The organism is Mesorhizobium sp. M1169 (assembly GCF_040318345.1).
Lineage (GTDB): Bacteria > Pseudomonadota > Alphaproteobacteria > Rhizobiales > Rhizobiaceae > Mesorhizobium.
In genome coordinates, this window is the sequence record NZ_JAMYME010000011.1 from 133,410 (window position 1) to 151,125 (window position 17,716).

General features: G+C 62.6%; 15 protein-coding genes and 2 pseudogenes. 10 read left to right on the forward strand and 7 right to left on the reverse strand.

Going from position 1 to position 17,716, the window contains the following annotated elements:
* Positions 1–40 precede the first annotated feature (40 nt).
* From NKH41_RS14130 to glmS, 3 genes and pseudogenes are all read right to left on the reverse strand, one after another.
* Complete coding sequence (locus NKH41_RS14130; protein ID WP_352770300.1) at positions 41–340, reverse strand: HigA family addiction module antitoxin; 300 nt, start codon at positions 338–340, stop codon at positions 41–43.
* A 37-nt stretch (positions 341–377) separates the two neighbouring features.
* Positions 378–646 (reverse strand): annotated as a pseudogene (locus NKH41_RS14135) (type II toxin-antitoxin system RelE/ParE family toxin).
* Between the two features lie 32 nt (positions 647–678).
* Entirely contained in the window at positions 679–2,502 is a 1,824-nt protein-coding gene (gene glmS, locus NKH41_RS14140; protein WP_352770298.1) for a glutamine--fructose-6-phosphate transaminase (isomerizing), read from the reverse strand.
* Positions 2,503–2,729: 227 nt separating this feature from the next.
* On the opposite strand from glmS, the gene NKH41_RS14145 reads away from it, so the two are divergent.
* Positions 2,730–3,083 carry an ADP-ribosylation/crystallin J1 gene (locus NKH41_RS14145; protein ID WP_352502466.1) on the forward strand — a complete coding sequence of 118 codons (354 nt, stop codon included), beginning with the start codon at positions 2,730–2,732 and terminating at the stop codon, positions 3,081–3,083.
* 1 nt (position 3,084) lies between these two features.
* On the opposite strand, the gene glmU is transcribed toward NKH41_RS14145, so the two are convergent.
* Positions 3,085–4,446 carry a bifunctional UDP-N-acetylglucosamine diphosphorylase/glucosamine-1-phosphate N-acetyltransferase GlmU gene (glmU, locus tag NKH41_RS14150; protein WP_352770295.1) on the reverse strand — a complete coding sequence of 454 codons (1,362 nt, stop codon included), beginning with the start codon at positions 4,444–4,446 and terminating at the stop codon, positions 3,085–3,087.
* Positions 4,447–4,576: 130 nt separating this feature from the next.
* Positions 4,577–5,519, reverse strand: a pseudogene (locus tag NKH41_RS14155) (AraC family transcriptional regulator).
* 129 nt (positions 5,520–5,648) lie between these two features.
* Here NKH41_RS14155 and NKH41_RS14160 point away from each other — a divergent pair.
* Entirely contained in the window at positions 5,649–6,542 is an 894-nt protein-coding gene (locus NKH41_RS14160; RefSeq protein ID WP_352766709.1) for an SDR family oxidoreductase, read from the forward strand.
* Between the two features lie 24 nt (positions 6,543–6,566).
* Here NKH41_RS14160 and NKH41_RS14165 read toward each other — a convergent pair whose 3' ends face one another.
* Positions 6,567–7,313, reverse strand: a complete 747-nt coding sequence (locus NKH41_RS14165; RefSeq protein ID WP_352471765.1) for a cytochrome c biogenesis CcdA family protein — start codon at positions 7,311–7,313, stop codon at positions 6,567–6,569.
* A gap of 188 nt (positions 7,314–7,501) precedes the next feature.
* Between NKH41_RS14165 and NKH41_RS14170 the strand changes: the two genes are divergently transcribed.
* The 8 genes from NKH41_RS14170 (at position 7,502) to rpmG (ending at position 16,576) form a co-directional block, all read left to right on the forward strand.
* The gene (locus tag NKH41_RS14170) at positions 7,502–7,879 is read left to right on the forward strand and encodes a COG4315 family predicted lipoprotein (RefSeq protein WP_352770292.1); all 378 of its coding nucleotides are present in this window, start codon (positions 7,502–7,504) and stop codon (positions 7,877–7,879) included.
* A gap of 446 nt (positions 7,880–8,325) precedes the next feature.
* On the forward strand, positions 8,326–10,941 hold the full coding sequence (topA, locus tag NKH41_RS14175; RefSeq protein ID WP_352471768.1) for a type I DNA topoisomerase: 2,616 nt from the start codon (positions 8,326–8,328) through the stop codon (positions 10,939–10,941).
* Positions 10,942–10,947: 6 nt separating this feature from the next.
* A complete protein-coding gene (gene rnr, locus NKH41_RS14180) occupies positions 10,948–13,254 on the forward strand; it encodes a ribonuclease R (protein WP_502895688.1) in 2,307 nt (768 codons plus the stop codon).
* Complete coding sequence (locus NKH41_RS14185; protein ID WP_023679976.1) at positions 13,254–13,706, forward strand: DUF983 domain-containing protein; 453 nt, start codon at positions 13,254–13,256, stop codon at positions 13,704–13,706. The genes rnr and NKH41_RS14185 overlap by 1 nt, the downstream gene beginning before the upstream one ends.
* 72 nt (positions 13,707–13,778) lie before the next feature.
* Positions 13,779–14,513, forward strand: a complete 735-nt coding sequence (locus NKH41_RS14190) for an NUDIX hydrolase (protein ID WP_352770288.1) — start codon at positions 13,779–13,781, stop codon at positions 14,511–14,513.
* Between the two features lie 16 nt (positions 14,514–14,529).
* The gene (locus NKH41_RS14195; RefSeq protein ID WP_352770286.1) at positions 14,530–15,705 is read left to right on the forward strand and encodes an MFS transporter; all 1,176 of its coding nucleotides are present in this window, start codon (positions 14,530–14,532) and stop codon (positions 15,703–15,705) included.
* A gap of 110 nt (positions 15,706–15,815) precedes the next feature.
* Complete coding sequence (locus tag NKH41_RS14200; protein ID WP_352770284.1) at positions 15,816–16,271, forward strand: YqfO family protein; 456 nt, start codon at positions 15,816–15,818, stop codon at positions 16,269–16,271.
* A 137-nt stretch (positions 16,272–16,408) separates the two neighbouring features.
* The gene (rpmG, locus tag NKH41_RS14205; protein WP_006201775.1) at positions 16,409–16,576 is read left to right on the forward strand and encodes a 50S ribosomal protein L33; all 168 of its coding nucleotides are present in this window, start codon (positions 16,409–16,411) and stop codon (positions 16,574–16,576) included.
* Positions 16,577–16,644: 68 nt separating this feature from the next.
* On the opposite strand, the gene NKH41_RS14210 is transcribed toward rpmG, so the two are convergent.
* Complete coding sequence (locus NKH41_RS14210; protein ID WP_352770283.1) at positions 16,645–17,712, reverse strand: ABC transporter ATP-binding protein; 1,068 nt, start codon at positions 17,710–17,712, stop codon at positions 16,645–16,647.
* Between the last annotated feature and the right edge of the window lie 4 nt (positions 17,713–17,716).

Consider the following 17,716-nt stretch of genomic DNA (forward strand, 5'->3'; position numbering starts at 1 on the left):
CCCAAGGCGCTTTGGAATGGCGAAGTTTTTAAAAGATCAACTATGCCGCGGCTTCCAGCGGTTCGATCTTCTCGAGCTCCGGTGCGAGTTTCTTCGCCTCGGTTTCAAGTTCATAAGCCTGCTGAAAATTCATCCAGAATTCCGGCGTGGTGTTGAAGAGCCTGGCGAAGCGACGCGCGGTATCAGGAGTCAGGCCGATCTCTTCCTTGGCAATGCGTTCGATACGGGTACGAGGAAGATTGAGCTTCTTCGCCAGCGCACCGGCACTCATACCGAGCGGGACGAGATATTCCTCGCGCAGGAACTCTCCGGGGTGAATTGGACGTACGAACTTGAGCATGGTTCAGAGACCTCAAGGGTTTAGGGCAAGTGCCCGCTCAATGGTAGTCGACGATCTCCACCTCTTCGGCGCCAGCGTTGGTCCATTTGAAGCAGGCATTGGTCGTTGATACGAATTGAATGCTGCCCAGCTCTGCTCCCTTCAGGGCTTCAAGGCGATTTCCGGGTGGCGATCGTTCAATTGTCCGGCGTTTTCGATCGCTCGAAGACGACGTTCGCCACGGGCAACCAGATCCGGTGGAAAACCTTTCGGTGCCTTCCCCTCGGCAACCGCTTCCACCGCTTTGCCTTTGAACGAAACGATCAACTTGGACCCTATCGGTAGCCGTTTGGAACCGATCATTCCACCGTTACCGATTTCGCCAGATTGCGCGGCTGGTCGACATCCGTGCCCATGAACACGGCGGTGAAATAGGCGAGCATCTGGATCGGCAGTGCGTAGATGATCGGCGAGATGATTTCCGGCACGTCCGGCAAAACGATCGTCTCCATCGTCTTCACCGTGGCGTGCGCGGCGCCCTTGCTGTCGGTGATCAGGATGATCTTGCCGCCGCGCGCCGCCACCTCCTGCATGTTCGAGACGGTCTTTTCGAAGATACGGTCATGCGGGGCGATGACGATGACGGGCATGTTCTCGTCGATCAGCGCGATCGGGCCGTGTTTCAACTCGCCGGCGGCATAGCCTTCGGCGTGGATATAGGAAATTTCCTTGAGCTTCAGCGCGCCTTCCAGGGCCAGCGGAAAATTGGTGTCGCGGCCGAGATAAAGCACATTCTTGTAGTGCGAGAGGTCGCGCGCGACCTTTTCGATCTGCCCGTCGAGCTTTAGCACCTGGTTCGCATAACGCGGCGCTTCCGACAGCTCGCGTATCAGCGTTTTCTCCTGCTCCTGCGAAATCGTTCCGCGCGCCACGCCCGCCCGCACCGCCAGCGAGGCCAGCACGGAAAGCTGGCAGGTGAACGCCTTGGTCGAAGCGACGCCGATCTCCGGGCCGGCCAACGTCGGCAGGATGACGTCGGATTCGCGCGCCATGGTCGATTCGCGCACATTGACGACCGCGCCGATCTTCATGCCGGCCTTGCGGCAGTAGCGCAGCGACGCCAGCGTGTCGGCGGTCTCACCCGATTGCGAGATGAAGAAAGCGGCATCGTTCTTCGACAGCGGCATCTCGCGATAGCGGAACTCCGAAGCGACATCGATGTCGACCGGCAGCCGCGCATAGCGCTCGAACCAGTATTTGCTGATCAGCCCGGCGAGATAGGCGGTGCCGCAGGCCGAGATCGCCAGCCGGTCGATCTTGGCGAAATCGAACGGCAGGTCGAGCGGCTTCGAGACGCCGCTGATGAAATCAACATAATGCGCCAGCGTGTGCGAGATCACTTCCGGCTGCTCATGGATTTCCTTTTCCATGAAATGGCGGCGGTTGCCTTTGTCGACCATGAAGCTCGTGCTGAGCGACTGTTGGCGTTTGCGGTCGACCTTGTTGCCGCCCATGTCGAAGATATCGACCTCGTTGCGGCGCACCACCGCCCAGTCGCCGTCTTCCAGATAGGTGATCGAATTGGTGAAAGGGGCAAGCGCAATGGCGTCGGAGCCAAGGAACATCTGGCCGTCGCCATGACCGACCGCGAGCGGCGGGCCATTGCGCGCGCCGACGATCAGATCCTCGTCGCCCTTGAACATGATGGCGAGCGCAAAGGCGCCTTCCAGCCGCTTCAGCGCCTTGTGCGCCGCCTCAACCGGCTTCAGCCCCCTGGCCAGTTCGCGCGCCACCAGATGCGCGACGACTTCGGTATCGGTCTGCGAGGTGAAGCTGTAGCCGTCGCGCATCAGCTCGTCGCGCAATTCGGCGAAATTCTCGATGATGCCGTTATGGACGATGGCGACGCCGTCGGAAAAATGCGGATGCGCATTACTCTCGTTCGGAACGCCATGCGTGGCCCAGCGCGTGTGGCCGATGCCGATCATGCCGTCGAGCGGTTCGTCCTTCAGCAGGCGCTCGAGATTGACCAGCTTGCCCTCGGCGCGGCGGCGGTCAAGCCTGCCGTGCTCGATCGTGGCGACGCCGGCCGAGTCATAGCCGCGATATTCGAGCCTTTTCAGCGCATCGACGATAAGCGGCGCGACCGGCGAGTCACCGACAATTCCAACGATACCGCACATGGCGCTTGCCCCCGATTCCGACCTCAAACCCGGCGCTATTTAGAGACTGCCGGGCTGTCGCGAAAAATCACATTCCATTTCGTCCGGTATCAGCCGGACTATCCTGCACAGATGCACCATGACAGGGCGCACTTGCAATCCGGTTACTGCAATTGCTCAGTTTCTCCGCTTATGTATCCTATCTCGGCTCAACGGCTCCAGAAATCAGTCAAAGACATGATGCGGCTATGAACGAACGAATTGACACGGTGACGCTTTGGCGTCCGGTTGGTCCCCGCGAACTGGAGTTGATCCAGAGGGCAGGGATGCGCGCCTTTCCTCCTCGACTTGCCGATCAGCCGATCTTCTATCCGGTTACCAGCGAGGCCTATGCCACCCAGATCGCCCGAGACTGGAACGTGCCCGCGAGCGGATCAGGTTTCGTGACGCGTTTCGAGGTGAGTCGCAGCTTTCTGGACCGTTACAGCGTCCAGCATGCCGGCAGCCGGGCGCATCTGGAATACTGGATTCCGGCCGAAGACCTGTCGGCCTTCAACGATGCAATCGTTGGCGAAATCCAGCTTGTCGCCGAGTTCCGCTAGTCTACCCTTTTTTGCGGGCCGCCGCGGCCTGAGAAAAACGCTCTCGCAACTCCTTGCCCTTGCCGGGTAGAGTCCGCTGGCGGGCGCGGCCGAAAGCCAGCGCATCGTCGGGTACGCTTTCGGTAATGACGCTGCCCGAGGCGATGTAGCCGCCCTTGCCGATGGACACCGGCGCCACCAGCGAGGAGTTCGAGCCTATGAAGGCGCCCTCGCCGATATCGGTGAAGAATTTCGAATAGCCGTCATAATTGCAGGTGATGGTGCCGGCGCCGATATTGGCGCCGGCACCGATGCGGGCATCGCCGATATAGGTCAGATGGTTGACCTTCGCGCCCTCCTCGACGATCGCCTGCTTGACCTCGCAGAAATTGCCGACCTTGGCCTTGGTTCTCAGATCGGCCCCGGGCCGCAGCCGCGCGAACGGCCCGACATCGCAATTCGACGCGATGGTGGCGCCTTCGATATGGCTGAAGGCATGGATCTTGGCCCCCGTCGCGATTTTCACGCCCGGCCCGAACCAGACATTGGGTTCGACGACCGTATCGGCGCCGATCTCGGTGTCGTGCGAGAAGAACACAGTTTCGGGCGCGATCAGCGTAACGCCAGAAAGCATCGCCTCGCGCCGCCGGCGCTGCTGCCAGATACCTTCCGCCTGGGCAAGCTCGGCACGGTTGTTGATGCCGAGCGCGTTCTCGAAACTGGCTTCGGTGGCGACGACATCAAGTCCCTGCGCAGCGGCGATCTCGACGATGTCGGTGAGATAATACTCGCCCTTGGCGTTCTTGCTGCCGACTTGATCGAGCAGCTTCAGCGCGTGCCTACCGGCGACCGCCATCAGCCCGCCATTGCAGAAGGTGATCTTTTTCTCCTCGTCCGAGCAGTCCTTCTCCTCGCGGATGGCCACGAGCTTGCCGGCCTTTTCGATAAGCCGGCCGTAGCCCGAAGGATTTTCCGTACGGAAGCCGACCACGACGACGGCCGCACCTTCCGCCAGCTTCAGCCTCGCCGCCGCGAGCGCTTCCGGATCGATCAACGGCGTGTCGCCAAACATCACCAAGATATCGTCATAACCTTTTGATATTGCTGCACGCGCGGCAAGCACGGCGTGCGCGGTGCCGAGACGTTTTTCCTGAACGAAAGCCTCGGCCTTCGGCGCAAACTTGAGTGCAGCCTTGCGCATCTCATCGGCGCCATGGCCGATCACCAGCGCCAATTCGCCGCTGCCGGCGGCTTCGGCAGCCTTGACGACATGGGCAACCATCGGCAGGCCCGCGATTGTGTGCAGCACTTTCGGCACTGCACTCTTCATGCGCGTGCCTTCACCGGCGGCGAGGATGACGGACAGGCAGGATCTCTGGCTCATGGGGACAGCAACCGTTGAAAGGGGTCTGGAATCGAAGCGTTAGTAGCACCGGCGCCATGCTGCACCAATGCGGTTAAATTCCGGTGAGACGGTGGAACCTCCAACCCGCGACACGCTCAAGCCGATCGGCTCAGGCGGCTTCCGCCTCGTTGCGTGATGCGAAGCTGGGGGCTCGGCCACGGCCGTATTGCCGTGGCGAACAGTTCATGACCCGCTTGAAGGCTGTGCTGAAGGCGCTTTCGGATTCGTAGCCGAGCGAAAGCGCTATGACGGCGACGGGATCGCTGGAATTCGTCAGCCGGTCGCCAGCCAGCAGCATTCGCCAGCGCGTCAAATAGTCCATCGGCGACGCGCCAACCGTCTCCTTGAATCTGAGCGCAAAGGTCGATCGCGACATGCCGGCCCGTTCCGCCAGTTCCTGTAGCGTCCAGCCATGCGCCGGATCGTCATGCATGGCGCTGATCGCCGCGCCGATCTGTTTGTCCGCGAGGGCAAAGAGCCAGCCGATGCCACCTTTCAATCCTTCCGAAAGATGCAGCCGCAGCGCCTGAACCAGCATCATGTGGGCGAGGTGCTGGATCATCAGAAAGCCGCCCGGCTGCGGCTCGCGCAGCTCCTGCATCATCCGCTCCACAGACCAGCGCAGCGCCGACTGGTCCGACTCTTTGCGGATATGCACAATGGCTGGCAGCATCCGCAACAGCATGCCGGCATGATTGCCGCCAAGCGCGAAGCGGCTGCTGACCAGAAAGAAATCACCACCGCCATTGTGGGTCACGACACCGCCGGCTCGCGCAGGCGGAAAAATCTTGACGGCTTCAACAGGCGTCAAGCTCATGTCGCTTGCAAGGCGGAAAGGCCGTCCACTCGGCAGCAGGAAGCAGTCTCCCGTCTCAAGGCGCACTGCGTCAGCAACGCCCTCCACAGACAGCCAGCACCGGCCGGAGACCACCGCTCCGGTCTTGATGCTTTGCTGCTGGTCGGGGAATCGACCATTCACCACCAGCATCGAAACCGGCCGACATATAGTTTCGCGGCTTCAGCAGCGAGAGCACATCTGAAAGGGGATCCACAGGTCATTCCGGACGATTGCGAAGATAATACGGACTTTACCGCATAGATCGTATTTTCTCAAGCGCCTATCACGACACAACTGAGCCGCGAAAATGGTCGTGGCCAGAAACGAACAAGGAGAAGTCGTGATGCGTGTTTTCGTTACCGGAGCGACCGGATTCGTCGGTTCTGCCGTCGTTCAAGAACTCATCGGCGCCGGCCATCAGGTGCTCGGCCTCGCCCGCTCGGCGGCGTCGGCCAAGTCGCTTGCAGCCACCGGAGCCGAGGTGCATCGAGGTGACCTCGAAGCCCTCGAAAGCCTCAGCAGGGGCGCAGCGGCAGCTGATGGAGTGATCCATACCGGCTTCAACCACGACTTCTCGAAATTCGCGCAAAATTGCGAGATGGACCGGCGCGCCATCGAGGCCTTGGGCGGTGCACTCGAAGGCTCCGAGCGGCCCCTGCTCGTCACCTCCGGGACCGCGCTCCAGGCGCGGGGCCGTATCGCGACCGAGGAAGATGCGCCTGTCCCATCTTCCGCTTCGTATCCCCGCGCCTCCGAAGCGACAGCCGCCGCGCTGGCGGCACGCGGCGTGCGCGCGTCGGTTGTGCGCCTTCCTCCGTCGGTCCATGGCCAAGGCGACCACGCTTTTGTTCCTATTCTCATCGACCTCGCTCGCAAGAAGGGCGTGTCGGCCTATATCGGCGAAGGGCTCAATCGCTGGCCTGCCGTGCATCGGTTCGATGCCGCCCGCGTTTACCGGCTTGCGCTCGAGCATGGAGCCGATGGCGGGCGATATCACGCGATCGCCGAAGAAGGCGTGCCGTTCAAGGACATCGCCGGCGTGATCGGCCGGCGCCTGAACGTGCCGGTCGTCGCCAAGTCCGCGGAAGAAGCCGCCGATCATTTTGGCTGGTTCGCTATGTTCGCGGCGATGGATGTCCCGACCTCGAGCGAACGGACCCAGGCGCTGCTGGGGTGGCAGCCGAGCGGACCCGGGCTGATCGCTGATATCGACCAGCCGGGCTATTTCGAAGGCTGAACAGACCCATGTCGGGCGGCAAACCTATCCCAATTGCCCCAGCACCGGAAAATTCTCGAGCAACCAATAGGACACCGCCTGCACGCCGCCGGTCAGGAAAAACACGCCGGCGACCACCAGCAACGCGCCGATGGCCTTTTCGACGCGGCCGAGATGGACGCGGAATTTCCCGAGAAAGCGCATGAAGGCGCCTGAAAACAGCGCCGCAACGAGGAAGGGAATACCGAGGCCGAGCGAATAGGCGGCGAGCAGCAGCGCGCCCTCGCCCACCGTCTCGCGGCCGCCGGCAAGCGTCAGGATCGGCCCCAGCACCGGGCCGATACAGGGCGTCCAGCCAAAGGCGAAGGCCAGGCCCATGACGTAAGCGGCGATCAGGCTGGCCGGCTTGCCTTGTGACTGGAAGCGCGCCTCGCGTGAAAGCAAAGGGATGCGCAGTACGCCGAGGAAATTCAGCCCCATCAGGATGATCAGCACGCCTGCCGCCATTGCCAGCGGCTCCTGCCAGACTCGCAGCAAATGGCCGATGGTCGAGGCGCCGGCGCCGAGCGCGACGAAGACGGTCGAGAAGCCGAGCACGAAGGCGATTGAGGAATTAATCAGCGCGCCTCGCGCGCCGGCCTTTGCCGTAATGCCGGCCTCGCCGCGGAAATCGTCGACCGACACGCCGGCCATATAGCACAGGTAAGGCGGCACCAGCGGCAGCACGCAGGGGGACAGGAAGGAAATTGCTCCCGCCCCGATCGCACTGACATAGCCGACGTCCAATGCCATTTCCGTCTCCCGATGACTGCGCAGCCATATAGCCGCGACAACAGCCGTCCGCCAATCACCATCGCGTGGCCCCATCACATTGGGTAGCAAGTCGGCGCCCGCCCGGGAAGAAAGGGCAGCCAGGCAGCGTTGATCAAACGAAACTGCGTTGTTCCGCACGCTTTTCGAAATGACCCAGGGAGAAGTCCATGAAAACGATCGCAATTGGCATGGCCGCGCTTTTGCTCGGCACTGCCGCATCCTTCGCTGCCGAGGCGTGGAAGGAAGCGGAGGTCGGCGGCACCAAGATCTACACCGACGCCAGCGGCATGACGCTCTACACCTACGACAAGGACGAGGCAGGCAAGTCGACCTGCTACGACAAATGCGCCGCCAATTGGCCGCCGCTGAAGGCTGACGCCAACGCCAAGGCCGAAGGCGAGTGGACGATCGTCGACCGCACCGACGGCACCAGGATGTGGGCCTACGAAGGTAAGCCGCTCTACACGTTCATCAAGGACAAGAAGGCCGGCGACGTGACCGGCGAGGGTCTCGGCGGCGTCTGGCATATCGCCAAGGCCGACTAGGCCTTGAGCTTCTAATCGGCTGTAACAGGCGGTAACACGGCTGGTCGCTGGGAACTCGACCCAACCGCCCCGGCGGCCAGCTTTTCAGCACGGTACTTCCTTGCGACTGTCCGAGCAAAATGCCGGGCTACCGATTGCGCGCTTCACAGCATCTGTTCAAGCAGGGCTGGCGCGTGCTCGATGTTTCTCTTATATCCGCGGAGAGTTTGTCCCGTTCTCCAGGATCAATTGCCGGGTTTGTCCAGCGATAGGCTGCTCATTTCCCTTGTCCAGGATTGCGGAAATCGCATGGCGCGCCGTTGGGTTGCGCATTCGGTACAGGGCCGCATTTTGACTGCTTGGCCTTGACCGGATGCAAAAGCGCGGCCATGTGAGCGACACATTGAACGAGATTTCGTCGCGCGCAGCGGAATTCTTCTGCCGCATCACAACTGATATGAGACCGTATGGACGTCGTCGTCGTCGAATCGCCGGCCAAGGCGAAGACAATCAACAAGTACCTCGGCAAGAACTACAAGGTTCTGGCCTCGTTCGGCCATGTCCGCGATCTGCCGGCCAAGGATGGCTCGGTGCGTCCGGATGAGGACTTTGCCATGTCCTGGGCCGTCGACACCGCGTCTGGAAAGCGTCTCGCCGATATCGCCAAGGCGGTCAAGGACGCCGACGGGCTGATCCTCGCCACCGATCCGGACCGCGAGGGCGAAGCGATCTCCTGGCATGTCCTGGAAGTGCTGAAGCAAAAGCGCGCGTTGAAGGACAAGCCGGTCAGCCGCGTCGTCTTCAACGCCATCACCAAGGCGTCCGTGCTGGAGGCGATGGCCAATCCGCGCCAGATCGACGCGCCGCTGGTCGATGCCTATCTCGCTCGCCGTGCGCTCGACTATCTGGTCGGCTTCACGCTGTCGCCCGTGCTGTGGCGCAAGCTGCCCGGCGCCCGCTCCGCCGGCCGCGTCCAGTCGGTGGCGCTGCGTCTGGTCTGCGACCGCGAATCCGAGATCGAGCGCTTCATCCGCGAGGAATACTGGCAGGTCGCCGCCATTCTCGGTACGCCGCGCAAGGATAATTTCGAGGCGCGGCTGACCGCCTTCGAGCGCAAGAAGCTGCAAAAGCTCGACATTTCCAACAAGGCGCAGGCCGACGACATCAAAGCGATGCTCGAAGGCGCCAGCTTCAAGGCGGCGTCGGTCGAAGCCAAGCCGACCAAGCGCAATCCCGGGCCGCCCTTCACCACCTCGACGCTGCAGCAGGCAGCCTCATCGGGCCTCGGCTTTTCGGCCAACCGCACCATGCAGGTGGCTCAGCGGCTCTATGAGGGCATGGAGATCGGCGGTGAGACCACCGGCCTGATCACCTACATGCGAACCGACGGCGTGCAGATGGCGCCGGAGGCGATCTCTGCCGCGCGCGATGCGATTGCCAAGGAATTCGGCCCTAAATACCTGCCTGAAAAGCCGCGCTACTATTCCGCCAAGGCCAAGAATGCCCAGGAGGCGCACGAAGCGATCCGTCCGACCGATTTCATGCGCACGCCGGCTTCCGTCAGGCAGTATCTCGACGCTGACCAGGCGCGGCTTTACGAGATGATCTGGAAACGCGCCATCGCCAGCCAGATGCAGCCGGCCGAGATAGAGCGCACCACGGTCGAGGTCGAGGCCATCAACGGCCCGCGCACCGCCGAGCTTCGTGCTGTAGGCTCGGTTGTTCGCTTCGACGGCTTCCTTGCCGCTTACATCGAGCAGAAGGAAGAAGATTCGGAAGACGAGGAAAGCCGCCGCCTGCCCGAGATCCGTGCCGGCGAGCAGCTCACACGCGAGGCGATCAACGCCACCCAGCACACCACCGAGCCGCCGCCGCGTTATTCGGAAGCTTCGCTGATCAAGAAGCTGGAAGAGTTGGGCATCGGCCGGCCGTCGACTTATACGGCGATCCTGAAGACGCTCGAGGATCGTGACTATGTCACCATCGACAAGCGCAAGCTGGTGCCGCAGGCCAAGGGCCGGCTATTGTCGGCCTTCCTCGAAAGCTTCTTCGAGCGTTATGTCGAGTACGACTTCACCGCTTCGCTGGAGGAAAAGCTCGATGAGATTTCCGACGGCAAGCTCGCATGGAAGGACGTGCTGCGCGATTTCTGGAAGGATTTTTCCGGCGCTGTCGCCGACATCAAGGAGTTGCGCGTCACCGACGTCCTCGATGCATTGAACGAGGAACTGGCGCCGCTGGTCTTTCCCGCGCGGGAAGACGGTTCGAACCCGCGCATCTGTCCGAAATGCGGTACCGGCAACCTGTCGCTGAAGCTCGGCAAGTTCGGCGCCTTCGTCGGCTGTTCGAACTATCCCGAATGCTCCTTCACCCGCCAGCTCGGCGACGCCGCCAATCCCAATGGCGAGAACGGCGGTGGTGAAGACGGCACCAAAGTGCTCGGCAAGGACCCCTATACCGCCGAGGAGATCACGCTGCGCAATGGCCGGTTCGGCCCCTATATCCAGCGCGGCGACGGCAAGGATGCCAAGCGCTCCAGCCTGCCCAAGGGCTGGACGGTCGATTCGATCGATCACGAAAAGGCGCTCGCCTTGTTGTCGCTGCCGCGCGACGTCGGCAAGCACCCGGAATCCGGCAAGATGATTTCGGCCGGGCTGGGGCGCTACGGGCCGTTCGTGCTGCATGACGGCACCTACGCCAATCTCGACAGCATCGAGGACGTGTTCTCGATCGGCCTCAATCGCGCCGTCTCGGTGATCGCCGAGAAGCAATTGAAGGGCAAAGGCGGCCGCAATGGCGGCACAGCCGCTGCGCTCAAGGAACTAGGCGAGCATCCTGCCGGCGGCGGCAAAATAGTCGTGCGCGACGGCAAATACGGGCCTTATGTGAATTTCGGCAAGGTCAATGCGACGCTGCCGAAGGGCAAGGATCCGCAATCGGTGACGATCGAGGATGCGGTGGCGCTCATTGCGGAAAAGGAAGCCAAGGGCGGCAACGGTGCCAGGAAGCCCTTCCGCAAAGCGGCCGCGCCTGCGAAGAAACCGGCTGCGGCCAAAAAACCGGCGGCCAGGAAAAAGGGATAGGACGGGTTGGCGCGCAAAGTCTCCGGAAGAAGCCACGGCGATCTGCGCACCGCCGATACCCGTGCCAAGGTCAGGGACAATTACCGGCCTTCACGCGACGAGATACTGCGTTACATCGCCGAAAATCCGGACCGAGCCGGAAAACGCGACATCGCCAGGGCGTTTGCGCTGCGCGGCGAAGACCGTATCTGGCTGAAGGACGTCTTGCGCGACCTGCAGGATGAAGGCCTGCTGACCAAGGAGCGCAAGCGGCTTGCCCGTGTCGGCGCCCTGCCCCACGTCGCGGTGCTCGACATCTTCGGCCGTGACGCCGACGGTGTGCTGCTGGCGCACCCGACCGAAGCGATTGGCAATGGCGAACCTCCGGTCATAGCGATCCGCGTGTCGCGCGGCGGCAATGGCCCGACGCCGGGCATCGGCGACCGCGTGCTGGCCAAGACCTTTCCGACCGACGATCCGGCGGGTCCGGCCTATACGGGCCGGGTGATGAAGATATTCGAGAAGCGCACCGATGCGGTTCTCGGCGTTTTCCGTGTGCTGAAGGACGGCACGTTCCGCATCGAACCGGTGGAAAGGCGTCAGCCGGAGCTGGTCGTCGACAAGGAATTCCAGAACGGCGCCAAGAACGGCGACCTGGTCGAGGTCGAGCCGGCACGGGCCTCGCGCTACGGGCTGCCGCGAGCCAAGGTTCTGGCGGTGTTGGGGTCGCTGACCAGCGAAAAGGCGGTCTCGATGATCGCCATCCACGCACACGACATTCCGCATATTTTCCCCGCCGACGTCATCGCCCAGGCGGAGGCGGTCAAGCCGGCGACGCTTGCCGGCCGCGAGGATTGGCGCGAGCTGCCGCTGCTCACCATCGATCCGGCCGATGCCAAGGATCATGACGACGCGGTGTTCGCCATGCCCGACACCGACGAGAAGAACGCCGGCGGCGTGATTGTCACCGTCGCCATTGCCGATGTCGCTGCATACGTGCGCTATGGCACGGCGCTCGATCGCGAAGCGCTGAAGCGCGGCAATTCGGTCTATTTTCCCGACCGAGTCGTACCGATGCTGCCGGAGCGCATCTCGAACGACCTCTGTTCACTGCGCGAGGGCCAGGATCGTCCGGCGATAGCGGTGCGTATGACTTTCTCGGCCGATGGCCACAAACTCAGACATTCCTTCCATCGCGTCATGATGAAGTCGGCGGCGAAACTCGCCTATCAGCAGGCGCAAGCGGCGATCGACGGCGCACCGGACGACACGACTGGCCCGATCCTCGATACGGTGCTGAAGCCGCTATGGGACGCCTACGCGATCCTGAAGCGCGGCCGCGACACCCGCCAGCCGCTCGAACTCGATCTGCCCGAGCGCAAGATCCTGCTCAAGCAGGACGGCACCGTCGACAAGGTCGTCGTGCCGGAGCGGCTCGACGCGCACAAACTGATCGAAGAGTTCATGATCCAGGCCAATGTCGCCGCCGCCGAGACACTCGAGGCGAAGCGCCAGGCGCTGGTCTACCGCATCCACGATGCGCCCTCGCTCGCCAAGCAGGAATCGCTGCGTGAATTCCTGCAGACGCTCGGCCTGTCGCTGGCGCGCGGCGCGCAAATGCTGCCGAACCAGTTCAACGGCATCCTCGCTCGCGTGCGCGGCGCCGATAATGAGGGGCTGGTCAACGAAGTGGTGCTGCGCTCGCAGAGCCAGGCCGAATATTCGCCCGCCAATATCGGCCATTTCGGCCTCAACCTGAAGCGCTACGCGCATTTCACCTCGCCGATCCGTCGCTATGCCGACCTGATCGTGCATCGTGGGCTGATTGCCGCACTCGGCCTTGGTCCGGGGGGCCTGACGCAGGACGAGGCGGAGCGGCTGGAAGAGGTCTCGGCGCTGATTTCGGCGACCGAGCGGCGCGCGATGGCCGCCGAGCGCGACACGGTCGACCGGCTGATCGCCGCCTATCTCGCCGAGCGCATCGACGACCGTTTCGACGCCCGCATCTCGGGCGTCACCAAATCGGGCCTGTTTGTCCAATTGCCGCAGTACGGCGCGGATGGCTTCATTCCGGTTTCAACCCTGGGCGGCGACTACTATATATACGACGAAACTGCTCGATCGCTTTTCGGAGAACGCACCGGCAAGGGCTATCAGCTTGCTGATCGCGTCGAGGTTCGCCTGATCGAGGTGGCGCCGATGGCCGGCGCGATGCGTTTCGAGATGCTGACCGAGCCCAAGCCGCTGCCCGGCTCCAAACGGTCGTTCCACAAGGCCAAAGGCCGCGCCCGGGCGTCGCAATCGCGTCCAGGCTCGCGCGGCAGGAGACGGTAATGCCAACAGAACTGCAGGTGGAAGAACGGATTTTCGGTGGCGAACATCACTCGGGCCGGACCGCCCGGCCGCTATGGACGGCAATGAAGCGCGGCATGCTCGGCCGCTGCCCGCATTGCGGCGAGGGCAAGCTGTTTCGCGCCTTCGTCAAGACCGTCGACAAATGCGATCATTGCGGCGAGGAGCTCCACCACCATCGCGCCGACGACCTGCCGGCCTATCTCGTGGTCGTCATTGTCGGCCACATCGTGCTCGGGGCCTTCATGGGTGTCGAGGCGACCTCGACGCTGTCTACCTGGCAGCACATCGCCATCTGGGTGCCATTGACCATCATTCTGGCCGTCGTCCTGCTGCAGCCGGTCAAGGGCGCTGTCATCGGCCTGCAATGGGCGTTTTATATGCACGGCTTTGGCGGTGAAGAAGATCTGATCGAGTCGCATCCCGAGGCTTGAAACCGAGGCTGGCGCAATCGGCATGGCTGGACGCCACTTTCGCATCGGAGAAGATTCCGCTAGGTCGACCGCATGGACGTTATGACCAAGGCGGAAGTCGACAAGGTTGAGCGGATCGCGCTCGAGGCCAAGCCTATACGCCCGCGCGACGCCGCGACGCTGATCCTGCTTGACCGCAAAGGCGACGAATTCCTGGTGCTGATGGGCCGCCGCCACGCCGGTCATGCCTTCATGCCGGGAAAATTCGTGTTTCCCGGCGGCCGCACCGATCCGGCCGACAGCCGCATCTCGACAGCCACCGCACTTCATCCCGAGGAAGAAGCGAGATTGACCGCTGGCATCGGTCGCACCAGCCCGGCTCGCGCCCGCGCCATTGCCTTGTCGGCAATCCGCGAAACCTATGAGGAGGCCAGCCTGCTGATCGGTCAAAAAGGCGTGTTCGCAACCGCCAGGCGCGACTGGCAGGGCTTTGTCGAACACGGCGTCATCCCATCACTGCAAGCGCTGCGCTTCGTCGCACGCGCCATCACCCCGCCCAACCGGGTGCGCCGCTTCGATACGCGCTTTCTCGCCGCATGGCGCGACGATGTCGCCGTTGAACGGCCGGGTGGCGGTCCGACCAACGAGTTGGAGGACGTCGTTTGGCTGCCGCTGGCCAAGGCCAGGCAAGCCGATATTCCAGACATCACGCGCACCGTCCTGGAGGAACTGGAAACGCGGCTCGCCTGGGATCCGCTGCTGAGCCCCGGCAGTCCCGTGCCGTTCTACCGGCTTGTCCGCAATCGCTTCGTCCGCGAAATTCTCTAGAGCAGCCAGGCATTCCATGACAGTCGATACCCAGCCGCAGGGCAAGGAACGCGTACACTGGCTGCCGATGGTCGCGGCGATCTCGTCGATCAGCGTCGTCGGCATTGCCATCGGCCTTGGCATGCCGCTGCTCAGCGTGATCCTGGAAACGCGTGGCCATTCCGCGTCGATGATCGGTCTCAACACCGCGGTCGCCGGCCTCGCCTCTATCGCCGGCGCGCCGCTCGCCACCCCGCTTGCCATGCGGTTCGGGGTCGCCTGGACGATGCTTGCCATGATCGCCGCCGGGGCGCTGGCCTTTGTCGGTTTCCATTTCGCGCCAGCTTTCTGGATGTGGTTTCCGCTGCGCGTGCTGCTGCATATCGCGCTGACGGTGCTGTTCATCCTGTCGGAATTCTGGATCAGCACCTCGGCGCCGCCACACCGGCGCGGACTGGTCCTCGGCATCTATGCCACCGTGCTGTCTCTCGGCTTTGCCGCCGGGCCTTGGCTGTTCGCCCATCTCGGCAGCAGTGGCTTCCTGCCCTTCGGCGTTACCATCGCCTTGGTTACGCTCGCTGCCATACCGGTCCTGGCGGCACGCAACGAGAGCCCGACGATCGTCTCGGACGGCGAAACCAGCAATTTCCTGCGTTACATCTGGCTGGTGCCGACGGCGACCGCGGCCGTGCTGGTGTTCGGCGCGGTCGAGACCGGCGGCTTTGCACTGTTCCCGGTCTACGGTAGCCGCATAGGCTACTCAGAGGCGGACGCCGCCCTTTTGCTCACCATGATCGGGCTTGGCAACGTGCTGTTGCAGATCCCGATCGGCATGATCAGCGACCGCGTAAGCGACCGTCGCTATCTGCTGATGGCCTGTGCCACCGTCGGGCTTGCCGGCACGGTCTTCATGCCGTACTTCGCGCAGAACTGGCATTTGATGGCAGCGCTTCTGTTCGTCTGGGGCGGTGTGGTCGCTGCCATGTACACAATCGGCCTGGCGCATCTCGGCTCGCAGCTTTCCGGCCACGAATTGGCCTCCGCCAACGCCGCCTTCGTGCTCTGCTACGGCGTCGGCATGGTGCTTGGCCCGCAGGCGATCGGCATCGGCATGGACGCTTTCGGGCCGTCGGGCTTCGGTTGGGCGCTCGGCCTGTTCTTCGCCTGCTATATCGTGCTGGTCGGCACCAGGCTGCTCCACAAAATCCTCTGAGTCGGCCCAGCTGCCGACATCGCTCCCACTGCTGACCAACTCCTGACACAACCATGTCAGGAGGGCTCGAGTATATGCTCCCCCAAAGTGCATAAGCAGGGAGACCTCGGATGATCGATAGTGGCTTTGAAACGAAATCGCTGCGGATGGAATTGCTGCTGCTGGTGACCTTTCAGGCACCGGCAGCCGATGTCGACCGCATCATGGAGGCGGTGGTCGCGATCGCGCCGCTCGAAATGGGCAAATATGACAGCAATGCCTTTCAGTCGGCGGACGGCATCGAACGTTACCGGCCGCTTGAAGGTGCCGCCGCCGGCGCCGAGACGGAATTGCGCAGGCGGTCGGGGACTGTCGAGGTGTCGTTCGAACTGCCTGATGACCAGAAGCTCGCCGCACGCGTCGTCGAGGCGATTTATCAGGTTCACAGCTATCAGGAACCGGTGATCCGCATTCAGCCACTGCTTGCCAGCCGCTCCAAGGGTCTCGACGACCGCACCAACCCGAACCGCTGGTGGAACACGACGGGAGACTGGAAGAAGGCGATGCCAGTCAGGGAAGACGCATAAATCTGGACAAGGGTGAATGTGGACAAGGGTTGACTTTCCGGGCGCGTTCTTTATGTGTCGCGGCAAGTTTCCCGCGTCCGGGTGTTTCCCCGTGCTCCAGCGGCCAAAACTCCACGAACATTCAACGGACGGACATCATGGCCAAAGCCGCAAACATCAAGATCAAGCTTCTGTCGACCGCCGACACCGGTTTCTTCTACGTGACCAGCAAAAACAGCCGCACCAAGACGGACAAGCTGTCGTTCCGCAAATACGACCCGGTCGCCAAGAAGCACGTCGAATTCAAGGAAACCAAGATCAAGTAATCGGGTTTTTTCTCGCAGTACCGAAACGCCGCCTTCCGGGCGGCGTTTTTCATTTCGGGGATACAGGGCTAGCCGATGCGATCGCCGCTTGCCGGATCGAACAGATGGAGCGATGCCGGATCAGCCGACAGGCGCACGGCCTCACCCGGCTTCACGCTGGCCCGGCCCATGGCAAACACGCAGACCTGCTGGCCGGCAAGCCTGGCATAGAACTGGGTGGACAGGCCGAGCGGCTCCACGACACCCACCTCGCCCTTCAGCGCGCCATTGTCGGCGAGCCGGATATGCTCGGGCCGCAAGCCGACGGTGATCGCATCGCCATCCCTGAGCGGCAGGCCGTCCGGCAGCCTCAGCTTCTGGCCGTCGGCCAGGATGGCATCCGGCTTGGCGCCCTTTTCAACCACGGCAGACAGAAAATTCATGCCGGGCGAGCCGATGAACCCGGCGACGAACATGTTGACCGGCCGGTCGTACAGATCGAGCGGCACACCGACCTGCTGGACGAGGCCGTCATGCATGACGACGATGCGGTCGGCCATTGTCATCGCTTCGGTCTGGTCGTGGGTGACATAGACCGAAGTGGTCTTCAATTGCTGGTGCAGCGCCTTGATCTCGGCACGCATGTGAACGCGCAGCTTGGCATCGAGGTTCGAAAGCGGCTCGTCGAAGAGAAAGACCTTCGGGTCGCGTACGATGGCACGGCCCATGGCGACGCGCTGACGCTGGCCGCCGGATAATTGCCGAGGCAGGCGCTGCAGAAGCGCATCGAGCCCGAGCCGCTTGGCGGCCCCGTCCACCCTTGCATCGATCACCGGCTTCCCGGCCTTCCTCAGCATCAGGCTGAAGCCCATGTTCTTCGACACGTCCATGTGCGGATAGAGCGCGTAGGACTGGAATACCATGGCAATGTCGCGGTCCTTTGGCGCAATGTCGTTGACCAGGCGCTCACCAATATGGATTTCGCCGTCGGAGACCTCCTCCAGCCCGGCGATCATACGCAGCAGTGTCGACTTCCCGCAGCCGGACGGGCCGACCAGAACGACGAACTCGCCGTCGGCGATTTCGAGATCGACCGCGTGCAGAACGCGCACGGCTCCATAGTCTTTGCGGACTTTGTCGAGTGTAACGGAGGCCATCGAT

What these genes read in the sequence shown, in the direction of transcription:
- NKH41_RS14190 (WP_352770288.1), top strand. Translation starts at nt 13,779, where the DNA reads ATGGACGTTATGACCAAGGCGGAAGTCGACAAGGTTGAGCGGATCGCG.
- NKH41_RS14200 (WP_352770284.1), top strand. Translation starts at nt 15,816, where the DNA reads ATGATCGATAGTGGCTTTGAAACGAAATCGCTGCGGATGGAATTGCTG.
- NKH41_RS14210 (WP_352770283.1), bottom strand. Translation starts at nt 17,712, where the DNA reads ATGGCCTCCGTTACACTCGACAAAGTCCGCAAAGACTATGGAGCCGTG.
- NKH41_RS14130 (WP_352770300.1), bottom strand. Translation starts at nt 340, where the DNA reads ATGCTCAAGTTCGTACGTCCAATTCACCCCGGAGAGTTCCTGCGCGAG.
- NKH41_RS14165 (WP_352471765.1), bottom strand. Translation starts at nt 7,313, where the DNA reads ATGGCATTGGACGTCGGCTATGTCAGTGCGATCGGGGCGGGAGCAATT.
- glmS (WP_352770298.1), bottom strand. Translation starts at nt 2,502, where the DNA reads ATGTGCGGTATCGTTGGAATTGTCGGTGACTCGCCGGTCGCGCCGCTT.
- NKH41_RS14170 (WP_352770292.1), top strand. Translation starts at nt 7,502, where the DNA reads ATGAAAACGATCGCAATTGGCATGGCCGCGCTTTTGCTCGGCACTGCC.
- topA (WP_352471768.1), top strand. Translation starts at nt 8,326, where the DNA reads ATGGACGTCGTCGTCGTCGAATCGCCGGCCAAGGCGAAGACAATCAAC.
- NKH41_RS14145 (WP_352502466.1), top strand. Translation starts at nt 2,730, where the DNA reads ATGAACGAACGAATTGACACGGTGACGCTTTGGCGTCCGGTTGGTCCC.
- glmU (WP_352770295.1), bottom strand. Translation starts at nt 4,446, where the DNA reads ATGAGCCAGAGATCCTGCCTGTCCGTCATCCTCGCCGCCGGTGAAGGC.
- NKH41_RS14185 (WP_023679976.1), top strand. Translation starts at nt 13,254, where the DNA reads ATGCCAACAGAACTGCAGGTGGAAGAACGGATTTTCGGTGGCGAACAT.
- NKH41_RS14160 (WP_352766709.1), top strand. Translation starts at nt 5,649, where the DNA reads ATGCGTGTTTTCGTTACCGGAGCGACCGGATTCGTCGGTTCTGCCGTC.
- NKH41_RS14195 (WP_352770286.1), top strand. Translation starts at nt 14,530, where the DNA reads ATGACAGTCGATACCCAGCCGCAGGGCAAGGAACGCGTACACTGGCTG.
- rpmG (WP_006201775.1), top strand. Translation starts at nt 16,409, where the DNA reads ATGGCCAAAGCCGCAAACATCAAGATCAAGCTTCTGTCGACCGCCGAC.